Raw genomic sequence first — 22,963 nt, 5'->3', positions numbered from 1 at the left:
TCACGGATAATCCGATGATCCTGTAGTGAGCCTCTGAGAACGCCTAGACAGCGGGAACGAAAGTTCTGAGGTTGGTACGCCGGTCGGACCCCGCCTTGACCGTCTCAAACGAGAGACGCCGATTCAGGGCCAGTGCGTAAGCTATGCCTACCAATCACCGATACCATTGAGCGCCCATGAGGCGCTCTTTCCATTTCTATAGAGGCTGACCATGGCAACGATAACGGCGCACTGGGCTGACAAGCACCTGTCACTGTTTGGTAGCAGGCTTAACCAGCTGAACACACGCTTTCCTAAAGTGCTGCCACGCATCGTCAATCAGGTTGGCAACAGGGCGAAGACGCAAGTTATTCGTGCGCTGACGAAACAGACCGGCTTGCAGCGTAAGACAATCGTCAAAGCAATTGGCGATCCCGGTGTCGCAAGACCCGGCAAGCTTTCTTACGATATGGTCACGCGAGGCGGTAACATTCGCTTGAAATACCTGTCGCCGAAGGAAACCCGCAAGGGTGTCTCGGCCAAGCCATTCGGACAGCGCAAGGTTTTCGCGGGTTCGTTTATGAAGGGTGGCAAGTTTCCGAACCGACAGGATGTGCCAAAGTTTTACGGACACGTCTTTCATCGGCTTAACAAGTCAGGCAGTCGTATTACCTACACCCGGTCGGATGTGTTTATCCCAGTGGAAATGACCAAGGGATCAACCAAGGCTGCATTCGAACGTATGGCAGCGCCATTGCTTCAAGAGCGTGTCGACGCAGCGATCAAGAAGTTGCTGCCATAGGCTGCCGATCAGGGCAGGGCACCCGACCGACCCGGTCAACCCTTCGACCCCTGACCCCACCCCCTCCATTGGGTCCTTTCCCCGGTCTGTGACCGGAGCGGGTGAGCGCGACTGCGGGATTTCGCCCTGTGTAATATTTCATAAGGGGATTCCCCCGCCATTTGGATGGAATCGGAATCAGATGGCAAAAGGCTATTCGGATGAGCTGCGGCAACAGGTGATTGCCTTCATCAATGAAGGCAATACGGTTCGGCAGGCGGCTGAGAAATTCAGTGTCAGCCCCAGCTTTGCTGCAAAATCGCACAAAAAGCATGCAGATCAGTCGGCAGCGCCGTTGTTTTCGCAGGAGCCTACGGTGGAAGCCGATGAAGCGCCTGTCGATGATGGCATGATCAATGCACTAGACCTCGCTGAATTGATCGGTGTCTCAAAGCGTTCAGTGTCCGATTTCGCAGAACGTGGAATCATCGTGAAGACAGGTCGGAATCGCTATGACCTGCGAAAGTCAGTCCAGCTTTACTGCGAGCACCTTCGGGCCATTGCAGCTGGTCGAGGCGGTGAAAACGTCGATGTGCTGGCAACCGAACGTGCCCGCCTCGCCAGCGAACAAGCTGATCATACTGCGATGAAAAACGCCATTATGCGACGAGAGATGATCCCTGCCGCAGAAGTGCGCAGCGAGTGGGTTTCAATCGCAAGGCGGGTCAGGTCTGCGCTCATGTCCTTGCCGTCTCGTTGCCGTCAAAGGCTTGGCCATCTCACTACTTACGATGTCGATGTGATCGACAGTGAAGTTCGAGCAGCGCTTGTGGAGCTTGGTGAAAAAGACAATGACGGCAGCGTTGACGATATTGCGACGAGCAGTATGGGAGGCATTGACGCCACCACCGAAGCTGCGTCTGTCGGAATGGATTGAAAAAACCGTCTATCTTCCAGAAGGGGTTTCTTCGGTTAAGGGGCAGGTAAGACTATGGCCTCCGCAGAATGAAATCGCAGACGCTATCGGCGATAGCGCCATTGAGCGAGTGACACTGGTAAAGCCCGTTCGTGTCGGCTTCACCACGCTTCTCACCAGTGCAATGGCAAGTTTTTGCTCGAATGATCCGTCGCCAATCCTGCTGTTGCTGCCAACAGAGTCGGATTGTCGCGATTATATGGTTTCTGATGTTGAGCCGATCTTTGATGCTTCACCCGATCTAGAAGGGTTACTGACAGGTGACGTTGATGAGGGCGGGCGTAATACGCTCCTGTCACGTCGCTTTCCCGGTGGTTTCCTTAAAGTAATTGCAGCAAAGTCACCGCGTAACCTTCGACGCCACAATGTGCGCATTCTCTTCATCGACGAAGCGGACGGTATGACTGCAACGAAGGAAGGCTCACCAATACTTTTGGCTGAGCGCCGTACCTTGTCTTATACTGATCGTAAAATCGTCATTGGATCGACGCCTGTCCATGAGGCGACAAGCCACGTGCTTCAAGCTTACGGCAATTCAGATCAGCGAATCTATGAAGTGCCTTGTCCAGAGTGCGGACACTTTCATGAGATCCAGTGGTCAGACATACACTGGCCAGAAGGTGAACCCGAAAAGGCATATTATGTCTGCCGGGAATGCGGCTCGGTCATTGAAGAACGGCATAAGCCGGGCATGGTCACGAATGGCCGATGGCGAGCACTGAAGCCAGAAATTAAGGATCATGCGGGATTCAGAATGAATGCCCTGATCTCGCTTCTACCGAATGCATCGTGGCGATTGCTGGCGAAGGAGTTTGTAGAAGCTAAAAACCATCCGGATAAGCTGCAAACTTTCGTCAATACGATCCTTGCACAAGGTTGGAAGGAGAATACCGACGAGCTGGATGATATCGAGCTTGCAAGCCGTGCCGAAGATTTCAGTCTGGTGTCGGAACCACCAGAGGATGAGAGCGAAACCGGCACCACCGGAATACCGATCCAAGTTCTTATCATTACCGCAGGCGTCGACGTTCAGGATGATCGTCTGGAAGTCACCTTCATTGGTTGGGACAAAGAGGGCATTCCTTACGCTCTCGGACACATAGTCATTTGGGGGCGCTACGACGATCATACGACATGGTCGGAATTGGATGTCGCTCTTGGTACGCAGTGGGATCATCCTCTTGGCGGCAAGATCAAGGTTGAGGCGACCTGCATTGACAGCTCGGACGGCGAAACGATGGAAACTGTCTATCGTTATGCGTTCCCACGTTTTCGCAGACGTGTGTTTGCGATTAAGGGTGTGGGCGGCAACCGGCCTTGGATTGAGAAATCCAAGTCAACTGTGAAGGGCGGAAAGCTTTTCATCGTCGGTGTCGATGGCATCAAAAGCCATATCTTCGGTCGCTTGGCGCGTGCCAGTTCTATGCGCTTTTCAAAGGCTCTGCCGGACGTTTGGTTTGAGCAGCTCGTCGGTGAGCAGCTCGTTGTCAAATACTCACGCGGTCAAACGATCCGGCAATTTGTGCCAGTGCCTGGACGACGGCATGAGGCGCTTGATTGCACGGTCTACGCCTTTGCAGCGCGACAGATGGTCAATGCCAACTGGGCGCATCGTGAAGGCGAGCTTTCCACCCCGCCCGAAACCAAACGTGTTTCAAACATACCAGAAATCGCACCTTCGGAGTGGTTGTAACCATGGCGACGATTGATGAACGGATTGCAGCGCTCGAAGATGCAATTGCTACTGGCGCGAAAAAAGTCATCTTCCATTCCGGCGGCACCCGCCGCGAGGTGGAATATCATTCCCTGAAAGATGTGCGTGAAGCATTGAACGATTTGCGTGCACGCAAGTCGGGCCGCTCGCGCACCATATTGGCGGCGTTAGACTGATGGGCATCACCAATATTCTGGATAAGGCCATTGGCTATGTTTCCCCGCAGGCAGGATTGCGGCGCGTTCAACAGCGTGCCGCGATGGAAATTGCGCAGCGCAACTATACTGGAGCTGAAACCAGCCGGCTAAAATCGGGCAGGCGGGCAAAGTCTACTTCGGCTGATGCTGAAATCACACGGGCCGGACGCATTCTGCGGGATCGGATGCGCGATCTTGTGCGCAACAATCCTTATGCAGCCAAGGCGGTTTCCGAGCTTGTCAGCCATGCGATTGGTGACGGGATCATTCCCCGCTCGAAAAATAAGAAAGCAATCAAACTGTTCCAAGAGTGGAGCAAAGTTTGTGATGCCGATGGGGATCTCGATTTTAATGGAATCGTGGCACTCACGGCTCGCGAGATGTTTGAAAGCGGCAATGGCATTGTTCGCCGTCGTCGTCGAAGGCTGGAAGACGGCTTGCCAGTTCCATTGCAATTGCAGGTTCTGGAATCTGACCTGATCGACACAACAAAAGAGGGTGTGCTTTCAGGTGGTGGCAAAACCATTCAGGGTATCGAGTTTGACGCCATGGGACGCAAGCGCGCCTATTGGATGTTCGGATCTCACCCCGGAAACAGTTTCTTTGATCCGCAGTCGACTATTGTTTCCAAGCCGGTCCCTGCCGGTGACATTGCGCATGTATTCGAAAAACAACGCACACAAGTCATAGGGGTGCCGTGGGGCACTCCTGCAATGGCTGACACGTTCGATCTCGCTGAATATGAGCAGGCCGAACTTGTTCGCAAACGGCTGGAAGCCTGCCTCGTTGGTGTGATGACCGGCGGCGACGTTGATGACAATATCGGTATGCCAATGACTGGCGAGGATGGTACCGCGCAAAAACCGGGCATCTACAATACGCGCGGTCAACGGGTCGAGAAATTCGAACCCGGCATGTTTTATAATGCTGTTGGCGGTCGAGATATGAAGTTTTCGCAGCCTGCCGTTACGGATAGCTACGACCCCTATAAAACTTCGATGTTGCATACGGTTGCAGCGGGATGGCGTGTGCCGTTCGCTATTATGACTGGACGGCTCGATAAGGTAAATTATTCGTCGAGCAAGATCGGACTTGAAGGCTTTCGACGGCTGATCTCGATGGTGCAATGGCAGATGATAATTCCTATGCTGTTGCAACCTATCTGGGATTGGTTTTGTGAAGCCGCTTATCTGGCGGGCAAGATCCCCACGCCAACGGTCGCGGTCGAATGGTCGCCGCCGCGCTTCTATTCGGCAGATCCGCTGAAAGACGTGAATGCCCGTATCAAGGAAGTCCGTGCCGGGTTCCGTTCGCTTTCATCTGCGATTGCTGAGACAGGCGAGGATCCAGATGATGTTCTTGATGAAATCAAGTCGGACAATGCCAAGCTCGATAAACGCGGCATCATCCTTGACAGTGATCCACGGCACATCTCGCAGGCCGGGCAGACACAACAGCGGTCCGATGATGACCCTCCCGACAAGGACGAAAACGATGACGAAACTTAATCTGCGCAAAATGCCAGACAGTTTGCCCATGCAAATGCAAGAGGTACGGTTGCTGCCGTCTGGCATTGATGTCGAAACCCGGACTGTTAGTCTGGTCTGGACAACTGGCGCTACTGTTCGCCGTCGACGCTATGTCGGGTGGGATACGGTCGTTCCATTTGATGAAGTTCTTGTCGTTAGCGACAAGGCCATTGACCTATCCCGCATGAATGCTGGCGCTCCGGTTCTCGACAGTCATTCGGTCTGGTCGACATTCTCACAGGTCGCAGTGGTCGAACGGGCGTGGATTGATGGCGGTGAAGGGAAGGCATCTGTACGTTTTCCGAAAGCCGGTATCGATGAGCGCGCAGATCGCATGTTTGGGCTTGTTTCCGACGGCATCATCAAGAATGTGTCGGTCGGCTATTCCATCGACAAGATCCGGATCGAGGAAGCCACGAAAAAGGGCGAAGTTGAAAAGGTATTTGTTGAGCGCTGGACGCCGAACGAAATCTCTTTTGTCACTGTCCCAGCAGATCCCGACGCACAGGTGCGCTCGCAGGCTGGCACATTTCCGCTCTCATATGAGGGTGGTAGCTTCTCAGGCATTGCAGCAGCCGCACGAATGAGAATGGCGGAAGCTGTTCGCCTCATCGGCTGATCATTCCTCACAATTTATCAGTTTGCCGCCTGCAACTCCGGGGTTGCAGGGCGACGGCGCTTGTTTTGCCCGGTATTTAGAAGGAAGCGCACACCATGAAAAAGGGTGCTCACATTTTCGCGACCGTCGCCGCAATCTTCTGCGTCGGTCTGGCATTTGCGTTCTTCGCAGCAGATCCATCGCATGCAGCATCTTTCGATCATGGCATGCTCACACAACCAAGCGGCATGCATGTCATTGGCGCAAACATCGCTCTGTTGGGTCTGCGCGCCAAACTCACGGATATAACCACGCGGGCCGAAGCCAAGCGTGCCGAAATTACGGATGGAATGGACGAAGCAGCTGTTCGCGCAATCGAAACGGCTCATGCAGCTATTCTGGCGGAAGCCGATCCGATTAAAGCCGACATTGCGCGACTGGAAAACGAACAACGCAATGCACCACCAGTTAACACGGATCCGCAGGCTGTTGCCGATGCAGCGGTGCGCGCTGAGCGTGAGCGTTCAAATATGATTGAAGAACTCGCAACACGTGCGGGATTCGCGGATTTCGGACGCGACCACGTTCGTTCTGGTACAGCGGTCGATGCATTCCGCAGTTTGCTGCTTGATCACATGGTCACTAGTGAGCGGAATGCCCCGACTGACAGCCGCGTCAATGTGATCCGCGATGAAGGCGACACTCGCCGTTCTGCGCAGATTGAAGCCTTGGCCTATGGCCTTGGCGCACCGACACCGGATGCCGGTCCATCAGCTGCCGCTCGCCAGTTCATGGGTATGGGCCTTGTGGATCTTGCCGCTGAAAGTGTGAACTATCGTGGTCGTCGCATGATGAATGCTCGCGACATTGACGATGTATTCACACGTGCGTCTCATTCGACTTCGGACTTCCCAGTGATCTTCGAAGGTGCTGTTAATCGCACACTTGAACAGCGTTACGCATTGGCACAGCCAACGTTCAAGCGTTTCGCCCGCAAACGCAACTTCCGCGATTTCCGTCCTGATACAACCGTCAAGGTGGGTGATTTCCCGCTTCTGAAAAAGGTGCTTGAAAACGGCGAGATCAAGTATGGCTCGTTCGGTGAAGGCAAAGAGCAGGTGCAGGCTTTCAGCTATGCGATTGCGCTCAACATTAGCCGCCAAATGCTCATCAATGATGATCTTGGTGCGATTTCAGAGCTCCTGACAAGCTATGGTGCTTCGGTGGCGTTATTCGAGGAAGTCACCTTCTACGCCGGTGCCTTCAATGGCAACCTTGCAGACGGCAAGACAGTTTATCATGCCGATCACGCGAATCTTGCCGAAACCGCATCTGCCATTACGGTCGACGCAGTTGGCGAGGGTCGCAAGTCAATGAGTAAGCAAAAGAGCATTGATAAAAAGCCGCTTCTTTCGAATGCTGCGCGCATTATGCTTGTAGGCCCCGACAAGCTTACGGAAGCTGAAAAGTTCCTTGCTTCGATTACCCCAGCGACGGTTTCGACCGTGAACATTTTCTCCGGCAAGTTCGAACTTATCGAAACCACTCAGATCGAAGGTAATGACTGGCATTTGCTTGCAGATCCTGCATCCGGCTCAAATTATCGCTGGGGCTATTTGGAGGGCTATGAAGCGCCGCGTGTTCGCTTGGATGAGCCTTTCGGTCGACAGGGCTTCAGCATGTCGGTCGAACACGACTTCGGTTGTGGCGCTACCGATTATCGCTTCGGCTACAAGAACACCGGGGCCTGATCGACCAACGGCGGATCACAATGATCCGCCATTTCTCCCGTTTCGTTATCCAGAAGGGTTAACCCCATGAGAAATTATATCCAGCCCGGCAAGACGATTACTGTGCCAGCTCCTGCCGATGTGAAATCCGGCGAACTAGTTGTCGTCGGTAGTCTGTTTGGCGTTGCAGAGTTTTCAGCTGCAGAAGGCGATCCGGTCGAAATTGCGACCGAAGGCGTCTTTGAATTGCCCAAAGAACAAGCGCAGGCTTGGACCGTTGGTGCCAAAGTCTACTATGTCGCCGCAGACAAAGTTCTGACGACGACAGCGACGGGCAATACCTTTATCGGTCACGCGACTGAAGCGGTTGCCAATCCTTCCGGATCCGGCGCTGTTCGTCTGTCAGTGTAACTGATCATGGTGAACTGGCGAAAACTTGAAGCTATGGTCGATCAGAAGATCGGCCTTAGCTATGGCGAGTCAGTTCGCCTGTCTTTTATGAAAGGGCAGGTGGCTGATCCAGCGCGGCCCATGATTGAAGTCCCCACCGCCGTGCTTCATGTCGGCGGTGATGATTCTCACGCTCCCGGACCTACCGGCACATATCGCTCTCGCCTTTCATTAGGCGAAGCTGAATTATTCCTTGATCGCTCGACCTATAACGGCCCGATGCCGCAAGCTGGCGACAAAGTGCGGGCCAATGATCGGGACGGCAAGCCGTGGTTTGAAGTGGCTGCGGTTTCTGATCGCTATAGCAATCTCATTGTTTTGAAGTTGGGGCATTCCTGATGTCTATTGGCCGTATCGCATTGCGCATCGCTACGATTGAAGCTTTGCGCGGTAATACATCTGTTGAAGGCAATGTACTTGATAGTGAGATTGGCTCGCTCGATGTTGCCGCAGATGAAAGTCTGCGTACCAATCAGGAAAAGCCTTTTATCTCAGTTTATACCGACAGCGCGAAGGCGGACGATCTCGGCACTGGTCGCAGGCTTTGGATCAATGGTTTGACCGAATTGTTGATTGAAACAGGCATTGCCGCCTCGATGACGGAAACCAATCAGGAGACCGGCGAAAGCACAATTATAGGCGGCATTCCAGCTACCGACTCCGCTTTTGAATTGTTTCTCGACGTTGTCGACCGCGAGACCGTCGCAGCGCTGATGGATCCCGACAATGAGTGGGCTGAGCTATGGCGCGGGCTTGTCACCAATGTTGCGAAGGTGGAACGCAGGCGAACGGCGGATGCTGAAACCGGAACGCGGATGGCTGCGCATCAGCAATGCATTCTTTGCGACATTCTGCCAGATCCAGTTTATGGGGCACCAATTGCGCCCACGTCGCTATGGCAAAAGCTGCTCGATCAAATGGCCGCGATCAAGCATCCTTATTTGACGAACTTCCGCGATCTGCTCGGCTTGGAAGTCGTGCAACTCAAATCAGAAAAACAGCGACGACGGTTTGGTCTGACGCTAGATGAGGCGAGGGCACTTTGCATCACACCGCCGCTATCTGCGGAAATTGGCGAGCCTTCCATCGCGAAAGTAGAAGCGGTCGAAACCCATGGCTGATTTCATTGATGAGTTCGTGGAAATGCAAAGGCGGGTGTTCGAGCTTGAACGTCGCGCTGCAAATCGCAAGCGAACAGGCACCGTACAGAAGCTTGATCTAGGTAAAGGTCTTGCGCGTGTTCTGATAGAAAACGACGGGGATCGGCCTTTTCTTTCTCCGTGGGTGCCCTGGAAGGAAATCGCCGCAGGCGGGATATCCTCGCATATTCCTCCCACTATTGGACAGCAGGTCGACGTTGTTTCAGAAAGCGGCGACCTCACCGACGGTACTATCGACTTTTCTACTCACTCCAACGCAAATCCGCGACCTCATAACGGCCCTGAGGCTGTTATCGTAAAGGGCAGTGCCCGGTTATTCATAGGCGACGATACGGTGACAATTGATGCGCCGAACATCGCTTTTAGAGCGTCCAGCGGAACGCTAGGATAATGCCACTTATAGCCCGGCTAGGCGATGCCGGGTCGCACGGCGGTTCGATCACAACATCGGCAGCAAAATGGGAATGCGAAGGAGCTTTGATTGCTCGTCGCGGCGATACCTATGCGTGCCCGATACATGGTTCAAACCCGATTGTTGGCGGCTCTGGAAAATTCATCTGTGAAGGCGAGCCAATTGCTCGCCATGGCGACGCAACGGCCTGTGGGGCAACGCTAATTTCTGGCGCGTCCCGATGGTCATGCGATTAAGAAGGAAAACCGTGATGAAAGTTATCGTTAAAGAAAGTGGGTTTTACGGCGGCACTTGGTGGGACGCTTCGTCTAAACAGGTCGATATCCCTGAAACAATAGCGCGACCGTTTCTTCCGCCGCACGGGCATCAACTGGTCTTGCCTAAACCAGTCGAGAAGCTGAACGAAAAAGAACTCCAAAAAGCTAAGGGCTGACGCCAATGTCTTCAAGCGGCGTCAATCGCGTGGACGGGCGGCCATTGTCGAACTTCGAACACGTCCGGCAGTCGATTGAAGTCATATTGACGACGGCAATCGGCTCCCGCGTGATGCGCCGCGAGTTCGGTTCGGAAGTCCTGAACTTGATCGACCGTCCCTTAACCGACCGCGTCATCCTCGCCGTTTACTCGGCTGTCGTGATGGCGATAGCACAGTGGGAACCTCGTTTTGCTGTGACCGGTTGCAAGATCAGCAGAGCTGATGAAACCGGCAAGCTCTCGCTGCAAATTTTCGGCATCTATTATCCGCGGGGACATTTGGGCGACTTTTCCAGACCGGAAGATGCTCAAACGCGGGTTTTCTTTGAAAGGCAATAACTATGGCGTTCGATCTTACGACCTATCCGAAGCCGGACGTCATCGAAACTCTTGACTACGAAGTGATCCTTTCGCAGCGCATAGCGCTGCTTAAGGAGCTTTGGCGGATAATCCGGCAAAAGCACCCCGAATTACCGGACTATGACGTCGAACTTCTGGAAACCGATCCAATCCAGATTACGGAAGAGGCCGAAGCATATCGGGAAATGCTTGTCCGTGCGCGCATCAATGATGCCGCACTGGCTAATCTATTGGCTTTCGCTGGTGGTGCTGACCTAGATCATTTGGCCGCTTTTTACGATGTTGATCGCCTCGAAGGTGAGGGTGACGAGCCTTTTAGGGATCGCATCGTTCTTGAAATCAAAGGGAGATCACCCGGTGGCGGCGCTTACTGGTATGAGGCGGCGGCGCGGCGGGCTGATGTGCGCATACGCAGCGCCAAAGCATTCCGTGAGGATTTTTGGCCGATCATCCATATTGCTATTCTCTCCCGCGAAAATGGTGGGATTCCCGACAGTGCGATGCTTGGTGCGGTAACGGACATTGTCACAAGCGACCGCGTTCGCACCCTCAACGACACAATAATCGTCGAGGCCGCAGTCACGACAACAACAGATATCGAGGCAAACGTCTGGCTCCTTCCTTCTGCGCCTCTGATAGATCTATCGCCTCTAGAAACAGCGCTCCGGAAATCATGGGATTCCGAAACCGCAATCGGTTTTGATCTCGTTCCTTCATGGATTGAAGCAAAGCTTCATCTCGCTGGCGTTCAACGGGTTGAAATGGTTTCACCAACTGATCCAGTCGTTGCCTCTCCGGGAACTGCAATCGCTATTGGGGCAATCAAACTCAACTATATGGGGCGCGATTACTAATGGCAGACCGAACCGCGTTGCTTCCAAGCAATGCGACGGTGCTGGAAAAAACGCTTTCGGAGGCCCTTGACCGGACCCCGGAATTGTCACCCGGCATTGTCGAATTGCGCGGGTTTAAGTTCCACCCGATAGACAGGGTCGTCCCCTATCTGGTCTCTGAATACGGCCTCTCTGAAGTCGCCGAATACCTTCCAAACCTTCGCGACGTTATTCGCGAGGGCATACAATGGCAGCGATTAATTGGAACCCCTGCGGCGATCCATAAGTCGTTGCGGTGGATCAATCACGACGGGGACATTGAGGAATTTCCGGCAACTGCGCGCAAGTGGTGGTGGTTTCAAATTCACCTGCCGTTTGAGCCGAACAATACGCAGTTTCTCCGGCCTATGACGCGCTTGGTAATGTCGTCAAAGCCTCTCCGGTCGGAATTCGCGAGAATGACCGCCGGTTGGGACGTACGGGCGTTTCGCCTGAATGAGCATCGGCTCAATGGTGACGCTGGCCTTAACACTTGGTCGGGCACACGAAAAGAACCGGGCGGGCCTGTCGTTTCAATTCGCGTCAACCATCGGAAGCAAATTGTTGTTCCGACCGGCGGGCGCGTCGACGTCAAAGATATCCAGAATGTCGAAATGGTTCGCACTGTTCGAGCGAACATTCCGGTCAATCAGCTTTCAGCGCGCTTTGCCTCACTAGCTGCGGTTCGGGTCGAGTACCGCAACCGCGCAACGGTCGCATTTCAGAATGCGCCGTTTGTTCATCAACCTTTCGGCGCTCCGGTGCCGCGTGTCCAAACAGGATCAGAATAATGGCTGTCTTTACCCAAGACGGGCGCGTCGCATTGGCGAAAGCGCTTTACGATATGACGCTCTTTCTTGCTGTGGGAGAAGGCTTGCCAGAATGGGACGACCAGCCCCGGCCAACAACGCCCGAAGAACAAGCCGCGCAAGATGCCGTTTGGTCTGTCCTTTCCAATCTGGAAAATCCGGTCGGTGTTACGCGTACGCGCGATAAGTATTTCGTGGTACCGGACCCTGACGGCGACATTGTCATGGCCGACGGTGCAAAGTTTTCACAGAGCACCGAACCCACCGGCTTTGTGTTCCTGCGGTTTCAACTCGATCTCGACGACGCGAGTAACAACACGTTGCGAGAAACCGGCATGTTTGTCGGAACCAAGCTGGCCGAAGGTGTCCCCGGCGGTAAAATGTTTATCCCTGTCGCCGACGTTGTCGATCTTGGCAAGATGATCGAGGTTGATCGGTTCTCGCCGATCATTCGCGACGGCTCTATCGGACAGACTTTCACTTTCATCATGACAATGTGAGGTGCCATGAGCAGCATCATTAAACGCGCCGGTTACGGTGACAGGTTCGACCGCGCTCAACGTCGCCACGCGATAGCATTTCAGGACGTCGGCAGGGATAAGAAGGGCATCTATCTTCAATCGGCTGACTTGAACGAAATGCAGTCGATGAACATCGACCATATGCGCAGGGGCTTTGATTATATACTGCAAGATGGTCGGGTGATGGACGGGCAAGACCCCGTCGTCGAAATTGAAGACGACAATCATATCCGCGTCCGTCTGCCAGCGTGCCCGATCTATATCGAAGGCATCGTCCATGACGTACCCGATGCAACCTTTGTACTTCCCAATAAAGGCGACCTGACAATCGGTGTCCGGAGCATGGAAGTGCTGATAACCGACGTCGTCGACGTGGAATTGAAAGGCTCGATCCCCGGCACCGAAGCTTACATGGAAGAAGGTCCGGGCCGGGTCGAGATTACCGTGCTGTGGGGCCACTCTCAGGACGGCGACCCGAAGCCTCTCGTTTCCGTTTATCAGGTCCGCGACGGCGTTATTCTCACGACGTCGACGAATATTGATTTCTCGGAAATCTACAAGGCGATTGAAGGCTATTCACGCGAGAGCAATGGCTCTTACGTTTATGACGGCTTTCTGATCACTGCACTCGGCCCGAAGGCCAACGGCAAGCAAGGTTTTTCGGTTTCGGAAGGTACTGCTTACGTCAACGGTCGACGCATCAGCCGACGTCAGTCGTTGCCTTTCGAGGTCGAGGAAAAGCCAGACCTGCGCAATGTCGACGCCGAACCGCATCCGTTTACCGAGGCGACCGGCGGAACGCAGACTTTCAAGGTATCGAAAGCCCCGATCTCATCGATACGGCGCGTCACTGTTGAAAAGGAAATCACCGAAAGCGTTCTTCATGGGCCGTTCTCCGGCGCTGTCGATCCTCTCGCGCATCCTTCGGTAACTGCGATCCTTGAAATCAAACAAGGCGGCACGGTTTATACCTCGCCTGCTAGTTGGCTTCTTTCGCAGGGACAAATCGACTGGTCGCCCTCCGGAGCGGAACCCGCTCCCGGTTCGACCTATTCCGTCAAGTATCGGTACAACGAGAATATCCAGCCCGACGAGGTCACGCGCGATACTGTGAAAGTGACCGGAGCGGCCAAGGATACGAACGTTCTTATCGATTATGCCTACAAGCTTCCGCGTATCGATGCCGTCTGCATGGATACGACCGGATCAATGGTCTATGTGACCGGGACGTCTGCCGTATCGCGTCCTCGCCCTCCGATTGTATCGGACAGCATGATAGAGCTTGCACGCATATCGAACGATTGGGGGAAAAAGCCATTCGTTGAAAGCACCGGCGTTCGCAACGTGCCCTATAGCGAAATTCAGGACATTCGCACAATGTTGCTCGACGTTTACGATCTCGTCGCGCAGGAGCGTCTTAAGAATGACGTTTCCGCCCGAGACGTTGGTGCGAAACGCGGGCTATTCGTCGATCCGCTCCGCAATGATGCGATGCGCGATCAAGGCATTGCGCAGACGGCGGCGGTATTCGGCGGCAAAATGACATTGCCGATTTATGCCCGTCTTCACGAGTTCCCGGCCTTTGTGGGTATCCGTCATCTGGAGTTTTCCGAAGTTGCCGTCATTCGCCAGCCCCGGCGAAGCAAGGCAATGAAGATCAATCCCTATCAGACGTTTACCCCGATGCCAGGGCGCGCAAGCATTGAGCCGTCAACGGACGTTTGGACAGACAAACAGACGGTTTGGACTTCACCGGAAACACAAGCTTTCGAAGCCAATGAGGGTGAGTTCATCAGCGGTATCTCGCTTGAACAAAAGGTCGAAAAAGTAAGCGAGCGCGTCGTCAATGCTGAATTTATCCGGCAGCGCGACGTTAATTTCCGGCTGGAAGGCTTCATCGAAGGTGAAACTTTGGTGGTTGTCGACTTCGACGGCGTAGAAGTAACCCCTACAGTGTCCGGACCTGCCGATGAAGATGGCGTCATAACAGGGCACTTCACAACCCCGCCGAATATTCCGGCGGGTTCCAAGTCGATCTACTTCCAAGGTTCGGTCGGGACAGAAGCGGGTTGCACCTATGTCGGACGCGGCTCGATCACAGTTGAGGAATATCGTCTAACGTCGTCGCTCGAAACAACGACCGAAACGATGCCGCAGCCGGTCGTAAACAACACCGTTATCAACAACGTGACGAACGTCACCAACGTAACGAATGTTGCTGCGAACAACTCGACCCCTATCGTTCGCAGAGAAGGAAGCGACGGCGGTGGCGGTCACGATCCGCTTGCACAGACGTTCACGCTCGCGCAATCGTGGTGCTTGTCGAGCATTCGTTTGATGTGCGCAAAGATCGGCTCTCGAAGCAATTCGATTGCCGTGCAGCTTCGGACGGTTGAAGTCGGAATGCCAACGCAAACGGTTCTCGCCGAAGCGTTTGTCCCCGGCACCGATTTGGTTGAAGGCGAAGTCTTTACGGCTCGTTTCAATTTCCCGGTCTTCCTACAAGGCGGGCGGGAATTTGCTTTCGTTGCGCTGACAGACGATGCCGAACATTCCTTGTTCGTTGCAGAGATTGGCAAGATCGATCTCGATACACAGGCGGTTATTTCCGAACAGCCTTTTACCGTCGGCGTGCTCCTGTCCTCGTCGAACGCTTCGACATGGACGGTTCACAATGAAGCGGACCTTTGGTTTGAAATGATCGGCTGTCGCTTTGATCCTGTTGAGAGGGTTGTCCCTATCGGCACATTCAAGGCGAACAAAATGTCCGACGTGATCATTCGCGCCGGTGTTGAATATCCCGATCCTTCGGTCGATGTGTCAATCAGACTTCGCCGTCCGAGTGGCGAAACCATCACGACAGCACCTTCGCAAACGATCCGGTTCGATGAGTATATTCAGAACGAGGATATTCAAGTCGAGGCGATCTTGCGTGGCACGGAACGCATAACGCCGTTCTTGTTCCCCGATATTCAGATTATCGAGGGCGAGATACAGCCGACCGCAAACTATGCAACGCGCGCGATCGATGCCGCAGACACAAACCGCGTCCTTGTAACATTGGATGCGCGTTTGCCTGCGGGGTCATCGGCAACGGTTCAAATCGGAATGCCGGATGATTATCCGAATATCCCGGTTTCCAGCGCCACCCAACTCGGCGACGGCCTCGTCGAGCAAACCTTCATCCGTTCCGCCTATCCGGCGGCAAACCTCGACGCGCGAACGCTGATAACGATTACCGGCACGCCAGCGGCGCGGCCGGAAATCTCGGCCGTTCGCATGCTACTTTCAAAGGTGTGATAGATGGCTACCACGGCAAATTACGATTGGCCTTTGCCGTCACCTGGAGGCAACCAGATGGAGGAGGTCGCAAAAATTGCGACCTCTCTCATCGCAATAGATGCCAAGCTCAAGTCTTCGGAAACGGCGCTTTCGACGCATAAGCATAAGTTTACGGACTTACTGGAAAGACCTACCACTCTTGGCGGGTATGGCATTACAGACGGAATGACGGCAACGGAAGTTGCCGCCGCAATTCAGCAAGCGGTAAGCGATCTAGTCAACGGTTCCGGTGCTGCACTCGACACGCTTAAGGAGCTTGCCGACGCTCTCGGCAACGACCCGGAGTTCGCCACAACGGTCAGCAATGCGCTTGCGCTTCGTATCCGCGTAGATGCCGCACAGTCGTTCTCGCTGGCACAAAAAGCGCAGGGACGTTCGAACCTTGACGCTCTCGGCACCGTCGACAAAGGTAAGGAAGGCGGCGTCGCCTCGCTTGACGGTAACGGCAAGGTGCCGTCCACGCAGTTGCCCACGATGGACTACTTGCCCCGAGCGGGCGGTACGTTGTCTGGCGCTCTGCAAATTCAGGCGCCGGGCAATAAAGTCATCCGGTTTCTGCGCGCCGACGGAACGCGATCCGCCGCCATTTATGCCAATCCCGACGCCGACACGGGTCTGAATATTCACGTTGACGACGCGGCGGGGACTAACACAAAATTCTTTGCCTTCGGGCATGACGGGGTATTTCGGTCACCCGGCAGTATTGCGGCGGGCGCTTCGGGCGTCCTTGAGGGCAATGGTAACGTTTGGGGTTCGGCGTACGGGGCTTCTGGCAATCTGCTAACGTGGCTGGCGAATACCGGCACTTATCTCAGCGCCGCTGCGTATCCCCGCCGTTCCGACGGCGCGAAAATGACTTTTCAGTGGTCGGGTCAACCAGGGCAACCGGCTTGGCTTTGGGGCGGAAATGGAGACGGTACGGCGTTTCAAGTCTGGAACCCCGCAAACTTCAACGTTAATTGGGCAAACGGCGCGGCTTATGCTGATCGGCTGGGAAATAACGGCTGGACGCTAGGCGACGTCCAGAATTACATCAACGACCGCGCATACTGGCGAACCCAAGAATATTTGCTTGCCGAACTTATTCCCGTCGGTGGATACACCTTGGCGGGTCCTACTGGAAACGAAACCATTGGGATCGGCGCGGATAGGAGCGGTGTTCAGCTTTACTATAAGAATACCGTCAACAATTCGTCGGCGGGGCAAATCAACTATGGAACCTGGCGCAACGTCGCGTCATCGGCCTCCCAGACTGGGCCGTCTTTGTTTAAAAGGATTGGCTAAATGAACGTTGTAGATGTACTGGCACTCAAATGGGATGATCCCGATCACACTATACTTGGCGGATCGGTCAAAACATCTGACCTCGGCGTGATCCCGATTTGCATCCATGCAAACTACGATACGGAAGTCGGTCGACAGATATGGGCAGATGCTCATCTCGGAAAATATGGCCCGATCTTCGATTATCGGGAACCGGAAGCACTACCGGAGCCGGTTCCCGACGACATCAGCCGACGCCAGTTCTTCCAGCAACTATTCGTTCTGGAAATTATCTCTAAGGCGGAAGCGCTTACTGCAATTCCGGGCCTAAATATCCCGCCTCCATTGCAAGCTATTATCGATCAGCTGCCAACCCAAAGCGACAGGGACAGCGCCGAAATGCTTGTCGTAGGTGCGCAGAACTTCAATCGCCTGCACCCATTAAGCGAGACGGTTCGCCTCTCGTTAGGCTGGTCTGTCGAACAAAAAGACGACTTCTGGCAAGAAGCTTCGAAGCTCTAACCAAATCTCACAACTTAGTTTTTTGCATCTAAGCCCGGCTTATTGAGCCGGACTTTGGTGTTTCTACGCGCCATAGCAAAGGAGCAAGACGCAATGGCAACCGTTCCATTTCACCACGGCACCCGTGTTTTTGAGAGTGCAGAAACGCCGATCCTTGTTCGGATCGGACGTACTGCGGTAGTTGGTATCATTGGCACCGCAAAGATCGTCGATCCGCTTCTTTTCCCGCTGAATAAGCCGGTGCAGATCCTGCGTCCGCAAGATGTGATCAGCATCGGTTACGATGGCACCTTGAGGCGTGCGATTGACCTTGTTCAAGCGCAGGTTGCTTGTCCTATTGTTGTGGTTCGCGTCGAGGAAGGTGAAACAACCGCAGAGACATGGGCAAACCTTGTCGGTAATCGCGCGGCATTCTCCGGTGTTCACGCGTTTCGTCGTGCGGTATCGGACGGGCTGTATAAGCCGAAGATGCTAATCGCTCCCGGCTTCACGCAGACGTCGCCGGCAGACGGCATCGCATCGGTGAATGTTACCGCAGGCGGAAGCGGTTATGCACAGGCAACGACGACGGTAACGGTTTCAGGTGAGACCGGCACCGGAGCAATAGCCGAAGCCGTCGTCAGCGAAGGTGCGATTACCTCCGTTATCGTTCGCAAGGCTGGCTATGGTTACACTATGCCCGTCACAGTCACGATTACGGGCGGTGAGGGTGCCAAGGACGCTGCCGCAACCGGAAACATCGGATCCGTCATTAATCCTGTGGTGGCGGAACTGGCGACGGTTGCAGACGCTCTAAAGGCAATGGCCTATGTTGACGGTCCAGATACGACCGATCAAGCCGCAGTCCAGTACCGGAGCCTGATCAATTCGGGGCGCGTGGTAGTTTGTGATCCGAAGGTTCTTAAGTTTGACACTGAACTCGCTGCGAACGTACCGACGCCGTCTTCCGCGCTCTTCGTCGGGCAGCAAGCTAAAATGGATCTTGAGCAAGGTTTCCATTGGGCCGGTTCTAACGTTCCGGTTAGTGGCATCGTCGGGGTTAACCGCCCGATTGAATACGGCGATCAGTCAAACTACCTCAACGAAAACCGTATCAACACTATCGTCAATATCGACGGCACGGGATTCCGTTTGTGGGGCGTTTGGACGTGTGCGTCGGATCTGTTGTGGCAGTTCATCCCGGTTCGCCGCACCGCTGATGCGATCAATGAGGCGCTGGAAAAAGCATATCTGGAATTTGTCGATAAGCCCTTCACACGAGCTAACCTCAAGTTCCTCGTCGAAAGCGGTCGTGCCTTCCTTCGTACTATGGAACTCGAAAGTGCGATCTTGCCGGGACATGACGTCTGGTTGCTCGAAACCAATACCGACAATGATATGGCGCAGGGCATCGTCAAGCTTGGCGTGAAGTTTGAGCCACCGGCACCGATGACCGATATTCAGATCACGTCACATCGAAATGTCGTCAGCTACGAACTGCTGCTCAATCAGGTTGCACAGGAAATCGGCGACGGCACATACGGCTAACGCCGTTTCTCCTTCGCTCCATCATTAAAATTTCAACGATTAAGAGGTTGGGCCATGTCTGACATGCCTCGTTATATCCTGCGGAATTGCACGATCTTTGCAAACCGCGTTTCACTCATCGGACAGGCGAGCGAAGTTACGCTGCCTGTTCCAACCGAAAAGCTCGAAGAATTGCGCAATGCGGGCATGATCATGCCGATTGACGTGCCTTTGGGCTACGAGAAGCTTGAAAGCGGCTTCAAGATGAGCGGTTTCGACCCACAGGTCATTCAGTTATTTGGCCTTGCCGTTGGGCAAGAGCGTGAGTTTATGATCACGGGTGCGCTTGCGCATGAGGATGGCACGGTCGTTAACGCCACAGCCTATATTCGTGGCCGTCTCATGAAGAATGATCACGGTTCTTGGAAGCCCGGCGATATGGCCGAAAACGATTACGGAATCACCGTTCGTTATTATCGCCTCGAAGTCGAAGGCCGCACCATTCTGGAAATGTCGCCGTTTGATGTTTCGGTCGGCGGCACTTCTGTCACTCAATCCATCCGCAACGCACTTCTGGTCTAAGGTCCCTATAACTCATGAGCAACGAAACAACACTCCAGCTTTCCAAGCCTTACACTCTTGCAGGCAAGGAAACCGACAAACTGTCATTTCGTGAGCCGGTCCTTGGGGATCTGGTTCGGGTCGAAACAGCTGCAAAGGGTACGGGCGATAACGGTTATACAGCTGTAATGATCGCGCAGCTCTCCGGTGCGACCGTTCCAGAAGTACATGCCTTGTCCCTGACTGATTACAGGAAGTGTGCTGAAGCAATGCGCCCTTTCTTGAACACGGAAAGTTCGGATGGCGACGCCTAGCCATTTGGCTTAGTCAGTCACTTTTCACACCCTTATCGACGTTCCTTGAAATGCCGCCGGACGAGGCCGTCCGGTGGCACGATGAAGTCGTCGAGCTATCCAAACCAAAAAAACCGGGTGCGTGATGGGTACGCTTGTTTCAAAACTGATAGTTTCGCTCGTTAACAAGATTTCAGGCCCAGCGCGTGTTATCGGAGCGGATCTTGATCGTCTTCATTCCCGTGCCTCTCGCACCAGCTCGGCCCTCTTGCGGGGGCCGGGCGGCTTTTCAGCTGCTGGATCGGTCCGCAACCTTGTTGCAATCGGCGCTGGTTATGTAGGTCTGCGTGAAGGGATAGGGGGCACCGTCGGTGCCGCAATCAAATTCGAAGAAGCCTTCGCCGACGTCCGCAAAGTTGTTGATGGCACTCCGGCGCAGATCGCTGTTCTGAGAAATGAAATTGTCGAAATGTCGAAAGTGATCCCGACTTCGGTCAAGGGCCTTTCAGATATTATGGCAGCTGCCGGGCAGTCGAATGTTCCTTACGAGGAACTGGGGAAATTCACCGAACAAGTGGCGAAAGTATCGGTGGCTTGGGAAACAAGCGAGAAAGATACGTCCGATGCTCTCGCCAAAATTAAAACGCAGCTCAATTTGTCGGTGGATGGGGTCGGGCTTTATGCCGATGCTATCAATCACTTAGGCAACAATACCGCCGCGAAGGCTCCGGATCTCGTCGACTTCTCAAAGCGCGTTGCGGCAACCGGTAAAATGTTCGGTTTTTCGGCAACAGAAACGCTTGCGTTCGGTGGCGCCATGGTCGCCATGGGCGCGGAAACTGAAGTCGCGGCCACATCATTTCGTAATATGGGCAAGGCGCTCACTAAGGGCGACAATACCGCTAAGGCGGCTCGCGCGGCTTGGGCACGGATAGGCATGTCGCCTAAGGCTGCGGCCAAGGACATGCAGAAGAATGCCGTAAAGACCACTCTCAAGGTGCTGGACGCAATAGGAAAGCTCCCGGAATGGGAACGGGCAACTAATGCGTTTGCTCTCTTCGGCGAAGAAGCTCGCGCCCTGATGCCTGTCATCAGCGATACGAAAGAACTGCGGCGACAGCTGGGGCTTGTGGGTCGGGAAGCTGATTATGCGGGATCCGCATTTCAGGAATACATGGTCCGGGCAGACACCACGGCCAACGTTCTGGAACTTCTCGGAAACAAGTTGAGTGCGCGGGGTATCAAGTACGGTGACACATGGCTACCAACCCTGAAAGAGTTTTCACTTGGCGTCGGTGATGTGGTCGACACTCTCGACAAGCGTGTCGGAGTAATCGACAAAATTCAGATGGCGCTTACTGGGCTTGTGAGCGGGTTGGGTTATGGCGGAACCGGCGGCGTCCGTGAGATGGTCAACGACCTTGGCGACATACTGTTCGGCAAGGCATTCGAAGGCGATACCAGTGCATTTGATCAGCGCATGGTGGATCTTGCAAAGCTTTCGAACCACGCTCGAAAAATTGGCTCGGATATTAAGTCCTTTGTTAGCGATATCGGAGCGGGCGACATTTCCGGGGCCATGACTAGTCTTGGTTCTGCATTTGACAAAATGTCCGGAAGCATGACCGTGGGTAGCGCGCTAGCTATTGGGTTGGTTGGGCGTGGCCTTATGGGGATATCTTTCGGTGCGATTGCGTTAGCCGCATCGCCAATCGGACGGATCACGACTGTCGCATTTGCAGCGGCAAAGCTAATCGATGCCGTCAAGGGTGCTGATAGCATCGGTGCGTTTGCCGATAACTTAATGAAGCTCTCAACTGTCGACTGGGTAATGATCGGTGCGGGTTTGCTAGCTGTTGCCGGGCCGATTGCGAAGGTTGCGGGCTTAGGTGGCGGCCCGAAGGCTGGAGGGCCTACCGGGGCACCTCCTGCCGGTGCGGGATCGGGAGGGAGCGCTCCAACCGCTGGCGGTGGGTGGAAATCATTTGCCCGTGGCGGCGTTTTTGCGGTCGTCGCGGAAAAATTGGGTGAATACGCAATTCAGTCCGGACTTGATGCACTTAACGACCGCGTACATACCGACGAGCAAAAGAAGAAGGCCGCCGATTTCAATGCCACCCATAACCGAGGCATATCGGCCCTTTGGGATCGTTCGTTCTGGCTTGGCGATGATGACGGCAAGCGCCCATCTTTCAAAGAAACAATGGCGATCGACGTCAACAAATATCGACCGCCAGCTAGCAGCAGCCCTGAGAATGTCAACATCGTTGGCACGCCTCCGGTCGCTCTCGCTGCACCGGTTCAAACCGTCCCGTCTGGCACCCAAGACGTTCGCGTCACTAATCCGCCGCCTGCGGCGCAAATCTCGGTTGCCGTTAACGTGCAGACGAATGCCTCTCCGAGTGAAATCGGGGCAGCGGTCGGCAACGCGATATCGGCTAAACTTCAAGCAGCCTCAAACGGCGCTTACTCTGACGGGGGAATGTAATGTCAACTCCGATGTGTCTTGGCCCGTTCATGTTCCAGTCGTTGGAATTTGGATACACGGGCGTCAGACGCGAGCTATCGACAAAATGGGCCGATATTCAAACTGTGGGCGGCTTGAACCGCCTACAGTGGACCGGCGGTGATAGTGATACGACCACTATTGAAGGTGTTCTTTTCCCGCATGAGTTCGGCGGACTAACCACACTGGAACAGTTGCGACAGGCCGCAACCACGGGAACGGTGCTGCCACTCATTACACTGGCTGGGAACGTCTACGGAATGCATGTCATTGAAGGTGTGAGCGAAGATCAGTCATACCACGATGCCAGAGGCATGCCCCGAAAGGACGTCTTTCGTATTCAATTGAAACGATATTCTGGCGGGAACTTCTCGCCGGTTTCAATCGTCCAAACGTTGTTCGGGTGAT

25 protein-coding genes are annotated in these 22,963 nt (G+C 54.2%); all 25 read left to right on the top strand.

All coding sequences use genetic code 11. From position 1 onward, the window contains the following. Window positions 1-211 precede the first annotated feature (211 nt). Window positions 212-781: a hypothetical protein gene (locus CES85_RS17145; protein WP_095447037.1), complete on the top strand. Its 570-nt coding sequence runs from the start codon at window positions 212-214 to the stop codon at window positions 779-781. Window positions 782-962: 181 nt separating this feature from the next. Beyond that, on the top strand, window positions 963-1,697 hold the full coding sequence (locus CES85_RS17140; RefSeq protein ID WP_167388301.1) for a MerR family transcriptional regulator: 735 nt from the start codon (window positions 963-965) through the stop codon (window positions 1,695-1,697). Beyond that, on the top strand, window positions 1,612-3,429 hold the full coding sequence (locus CES85_RS17135; protein ID WP_095447035.1) for a phage terminase large subunit family protein: 1,818 nt from the start codon (window positions 1,612-1,614) through the stop codon (window positions 3,427-3,429). Before CES85_RS17140 ends, CES85_RS17135 begins: the two co-directional genes overlap by 86 nt. A 2-nt stretch (window positions 3,430-3,431) precedes the next feature. Further along, on the top strand, window positions 3,432-3,626 hold the full coding sequence (locus tag CES85_RS17130) for a phage head-tail joining protein (protein WP_095447034.1): 195 nt from the start codon (window positions 3,432-3,434) through the stop codon (window positions 3,624-3,626). Next, entirely contained in the window at window positions 3,626-5,155 is a 1,530-nt protein-coding gene (locus CES85_RS17125) for a phage portal protein (RefSeq protein WP_095447033.1), read from the top strand. Before CES85_RS17130 ends, CES85_RS17125 begins: the two co-directional genes overlap by 1 nt. After that, complete coding sequence (locus tag CES85_RS17120) at window positions 5,142-5,795, top strand: HK97 family phage prohead protease (protein ID WP_095447032.1); 654 nt, start codon at window positions 5,142-5,144, stop codon at window positions 5,793-5,795. Before CES85_RS17125 ends, CES85_RS17120 begins: the two co-directional genes overlap by 14 nt. A 95-nt stretch (window positions 5,796-5,890) precedes the next feature. Further along, on the top strand, window positions 5,891-7,525 hold the full coding sequence (locus CES85_RS17115) for a phage major capsid protein (protein ID WP_095447031.1): 1,635 nt from the start codon (window positions 5,891-5,893) through the stop codon (window positions 7,523-7,525). Window positions 7,526-7,591: 66 nt separating this feature from the next. Next, window positions 7,592-7,915: a DUF2190 family protein gene (locus CES85_RS17110; protein WP_095447030.1), complete on the top strand. Its 324-nt coding sequence runs from the start codon at window positions 7,592-7,594 to the stop codon at window positions 7,913-7,915. Window positions 7,916-7,921: 6 nt separating this feature from the next. Next, window positions 7,922-8,293: a hypothetical protein gene (locus CES85_RS17105; RefSeq protein WP_095447029.1), complete on the top strand. Its 372-nt coding sequence runs from the start codon at window positions 7,922-7,924 to the stop codon at window positions 8,291-8,293. Further along, window positions 8,293-9,075 (top strand): hypothetical protein, encoded by a 783-nt coding sequence (locus CES85_RS17100; RefSeq protein WP_095447028.1) that lies wholly within the window; start codon window positions 8,293-8,295, stop codon window positions 9,073-9,075. The genes CES85_RS17105 and CES85_RS17100 overlap by 1 nt, the downstream gene beginning before the upstream one ends. Further along, window positions 9,068-9,505: a phage baseplate assembly protein V gene (locus CES85_RS17095; protein ID WP_095447027.1), complete on the top strand. Its 438-nt coding sequence runs from the start codon at window positions 9,068-9,070 to the stop codon at window positions 9,503-9,505. Before CES85_RS17100 ends, CES85_RS17095 begins: the two co-directional genes overlap by 8 nt. After that, window positions 9,505-9,762: a PAAR domain-containing protein gene (locus CES85_RS17090; protein ID WP_095447026.1), complete on the top strand. Its 258-nt coding sequence runs from the start codon at window positions 9,505-9,507 to the stop codon at window positions 9,760-9,762. Before CES85_RS17095 ends, CES85_RS17090 begins: the two co-directional genes overlap by 1 nt. 14 nt (window positions 9,763-9,776) lie before the next feature. Continuing rightward, the gene (locus tag CES85_RS17085; protein WP_095447025.1) at window positions 9,777-9,959 is read left to right on the top strand and encodes a hypothetical protein; all 183 of its coding nucleotides are present in this window, start codon (window positions 9,777-9,779) and stop codon (window positions 9,957-9,959) included. Window positions 9,960-9,964: 5 nt separating this feature from the next. Beyond that, window positions 9,965-10,339 (top strand): GPW/gp25 family protein, encoded by a 375-nt coding sequence (locus CES85_RS17080; protein WP_095447024.1) that lies wholly within the window; start codon window positions 9,965-9,967, stop codon window positions 10,337-10,339. 2 nt (window positions 10,340-10,341) lie between these two features. Continuing rightward, window positions 10,342-11,214: a baseplate J/gp47 family protein gene (locus CES85_RS17075; RefSeq protein ID WP_095447023.1), complete on the top strand. Its 873-nt coding sequence runs from the start codon at window positions 10,342-10,344 to the stop codon at window positions 11,212-11,214. Further along, complete coding sequence (locus tag CES85_RS17070; RefSeq protein ID WP_095447022.1) at window positions 11,214-12,023, top strand: phage tail protein; 810 nt, start codon at window positions 11,214-11,216, stop codon at window positions 12,021-12,023. Before CES85_RS17075 ends, CES85_RS17070 begins: the two co-directional genes overlap by 1 nt. Further along, window positions 12,023-12,541 carry a BW3TFN family phage tail fiber component gene (locus CES85_RS17065; protein ID WP_095447021.1) on the top strand — a complete coding sequence of 173 codons (519 nt, stop codon included), beginning with the start codon at window positions 12,023-12,025 and terminating at the stop codon, window positions 12,539-12,541. The genes CES85_RS17070 and CES85_RS17065 overlap by 1 nt, the downstream gene beginning before the upstream one ends. A gap of 6 nt (window positions 12,542-12,547) precedes the next feature. After that, complete coding sequence (locus CES85_RS17060; RefSeq protein WP_095447020.1) at window positions 12,548-15,862, top strand: DUF4815 domain-containing protein; 3,315 nt, start codon at window positions 12,548-12,550, stop codon at window positions 15,860-15,862. Between the two features lie 3 nt (window positions 15,863-15,865). Further along, a complete protein-coding gene (locus CES85_RS27820) occupies window positions 15,866-17,188 on the top strand; it encodes a phage tail protein (protein ID WP_244923261.1) in 1,323 nt (440 codons plus the stop codon). Further along, window positions 17,189-17,689, top strand: a complete 501-nt coding sequence (locus CES85_RS17050; protein ID WP_095447019.1) for a hypothetical protein — start codon at window positions 17,189-17,191, stop codon at window positions 17,687-17,689. A 93-nt stretch (window positions 17,690-17,782) separates the two neighbouring features. After that, window positions 17,783-19,216 (top strand): phage tail sheath subtilisin-like domain-containing protein, encoded by a 1,434-nt coding sequence (locus CES85_RS17045; RefSeq protein ID WP_095447018.1) that lies wholly within the window; start codon window positions 17,783-17,785, stop codon window positions 19,214-19,216. 54 nt (window positions 19,217-19,270) lie between these two features. Beyond that, a complete protein-coding gene (locus CES85_RS17040) occupies window positions 19,271-19,777 on the top strand; it encodes a phage major tail tube protein (protein WP_095447017.1) in 507 nt (168 codons plus the stop codon). A gap of 14 nt (window positions 19,778-19,791) precedes the next feature. Beyond that, on the top strand, window positions 19,792-20,070 hold the full coding sequence (locus CES85_RS17035; protein WP_095447016.1) for a phage tail assembly protein: 279 nt from the start codon (window positions 19,792-19,794) through the stop codon (window positions 20,068-20,070). Window positions 20,071-20,194: 124 nt separating this feature from the next. Then, window positions 20,195-22,537, top strand: coding sequence for a phage tail tape measure protein (locus CES85_RS17030; RefSeq protein WP_095447015.1), 2,343 nt, complete (start codon window positions 20,195-20,197; stop codon window positions 22,535-22,537). Further along, complete coding sequence (locus tag CES85_RS17025; protein WP_095447014.1) at window positions 22,537-22,962, top strand: phage tail protein; 426 nt, start codon at window positions 22,537-22,539, stop codon at window positions 22,960-22,962. Before CES85_RS17030 ends, CES85_RS17025 begins: the two co-directional genes overlap by 1 nt. Window position 22,963 lies beyond the last annotated feature (1 nt).

It is taken from the genome of Ochrobactrum quorumnocens, assembly GCF_002278035.1.
Lineage (GTDB): Bacteria > Pseudomonadota > Alphaproteobacteria > Rhizobiales > Rhizobiaceae > Brucella > Brucella quorumnocens.
The sequence above is the reverse complement of the archived record's forward strand: the minus strand, read 5'-3'. Positions and strand labels throughout refer to the sequence as shown.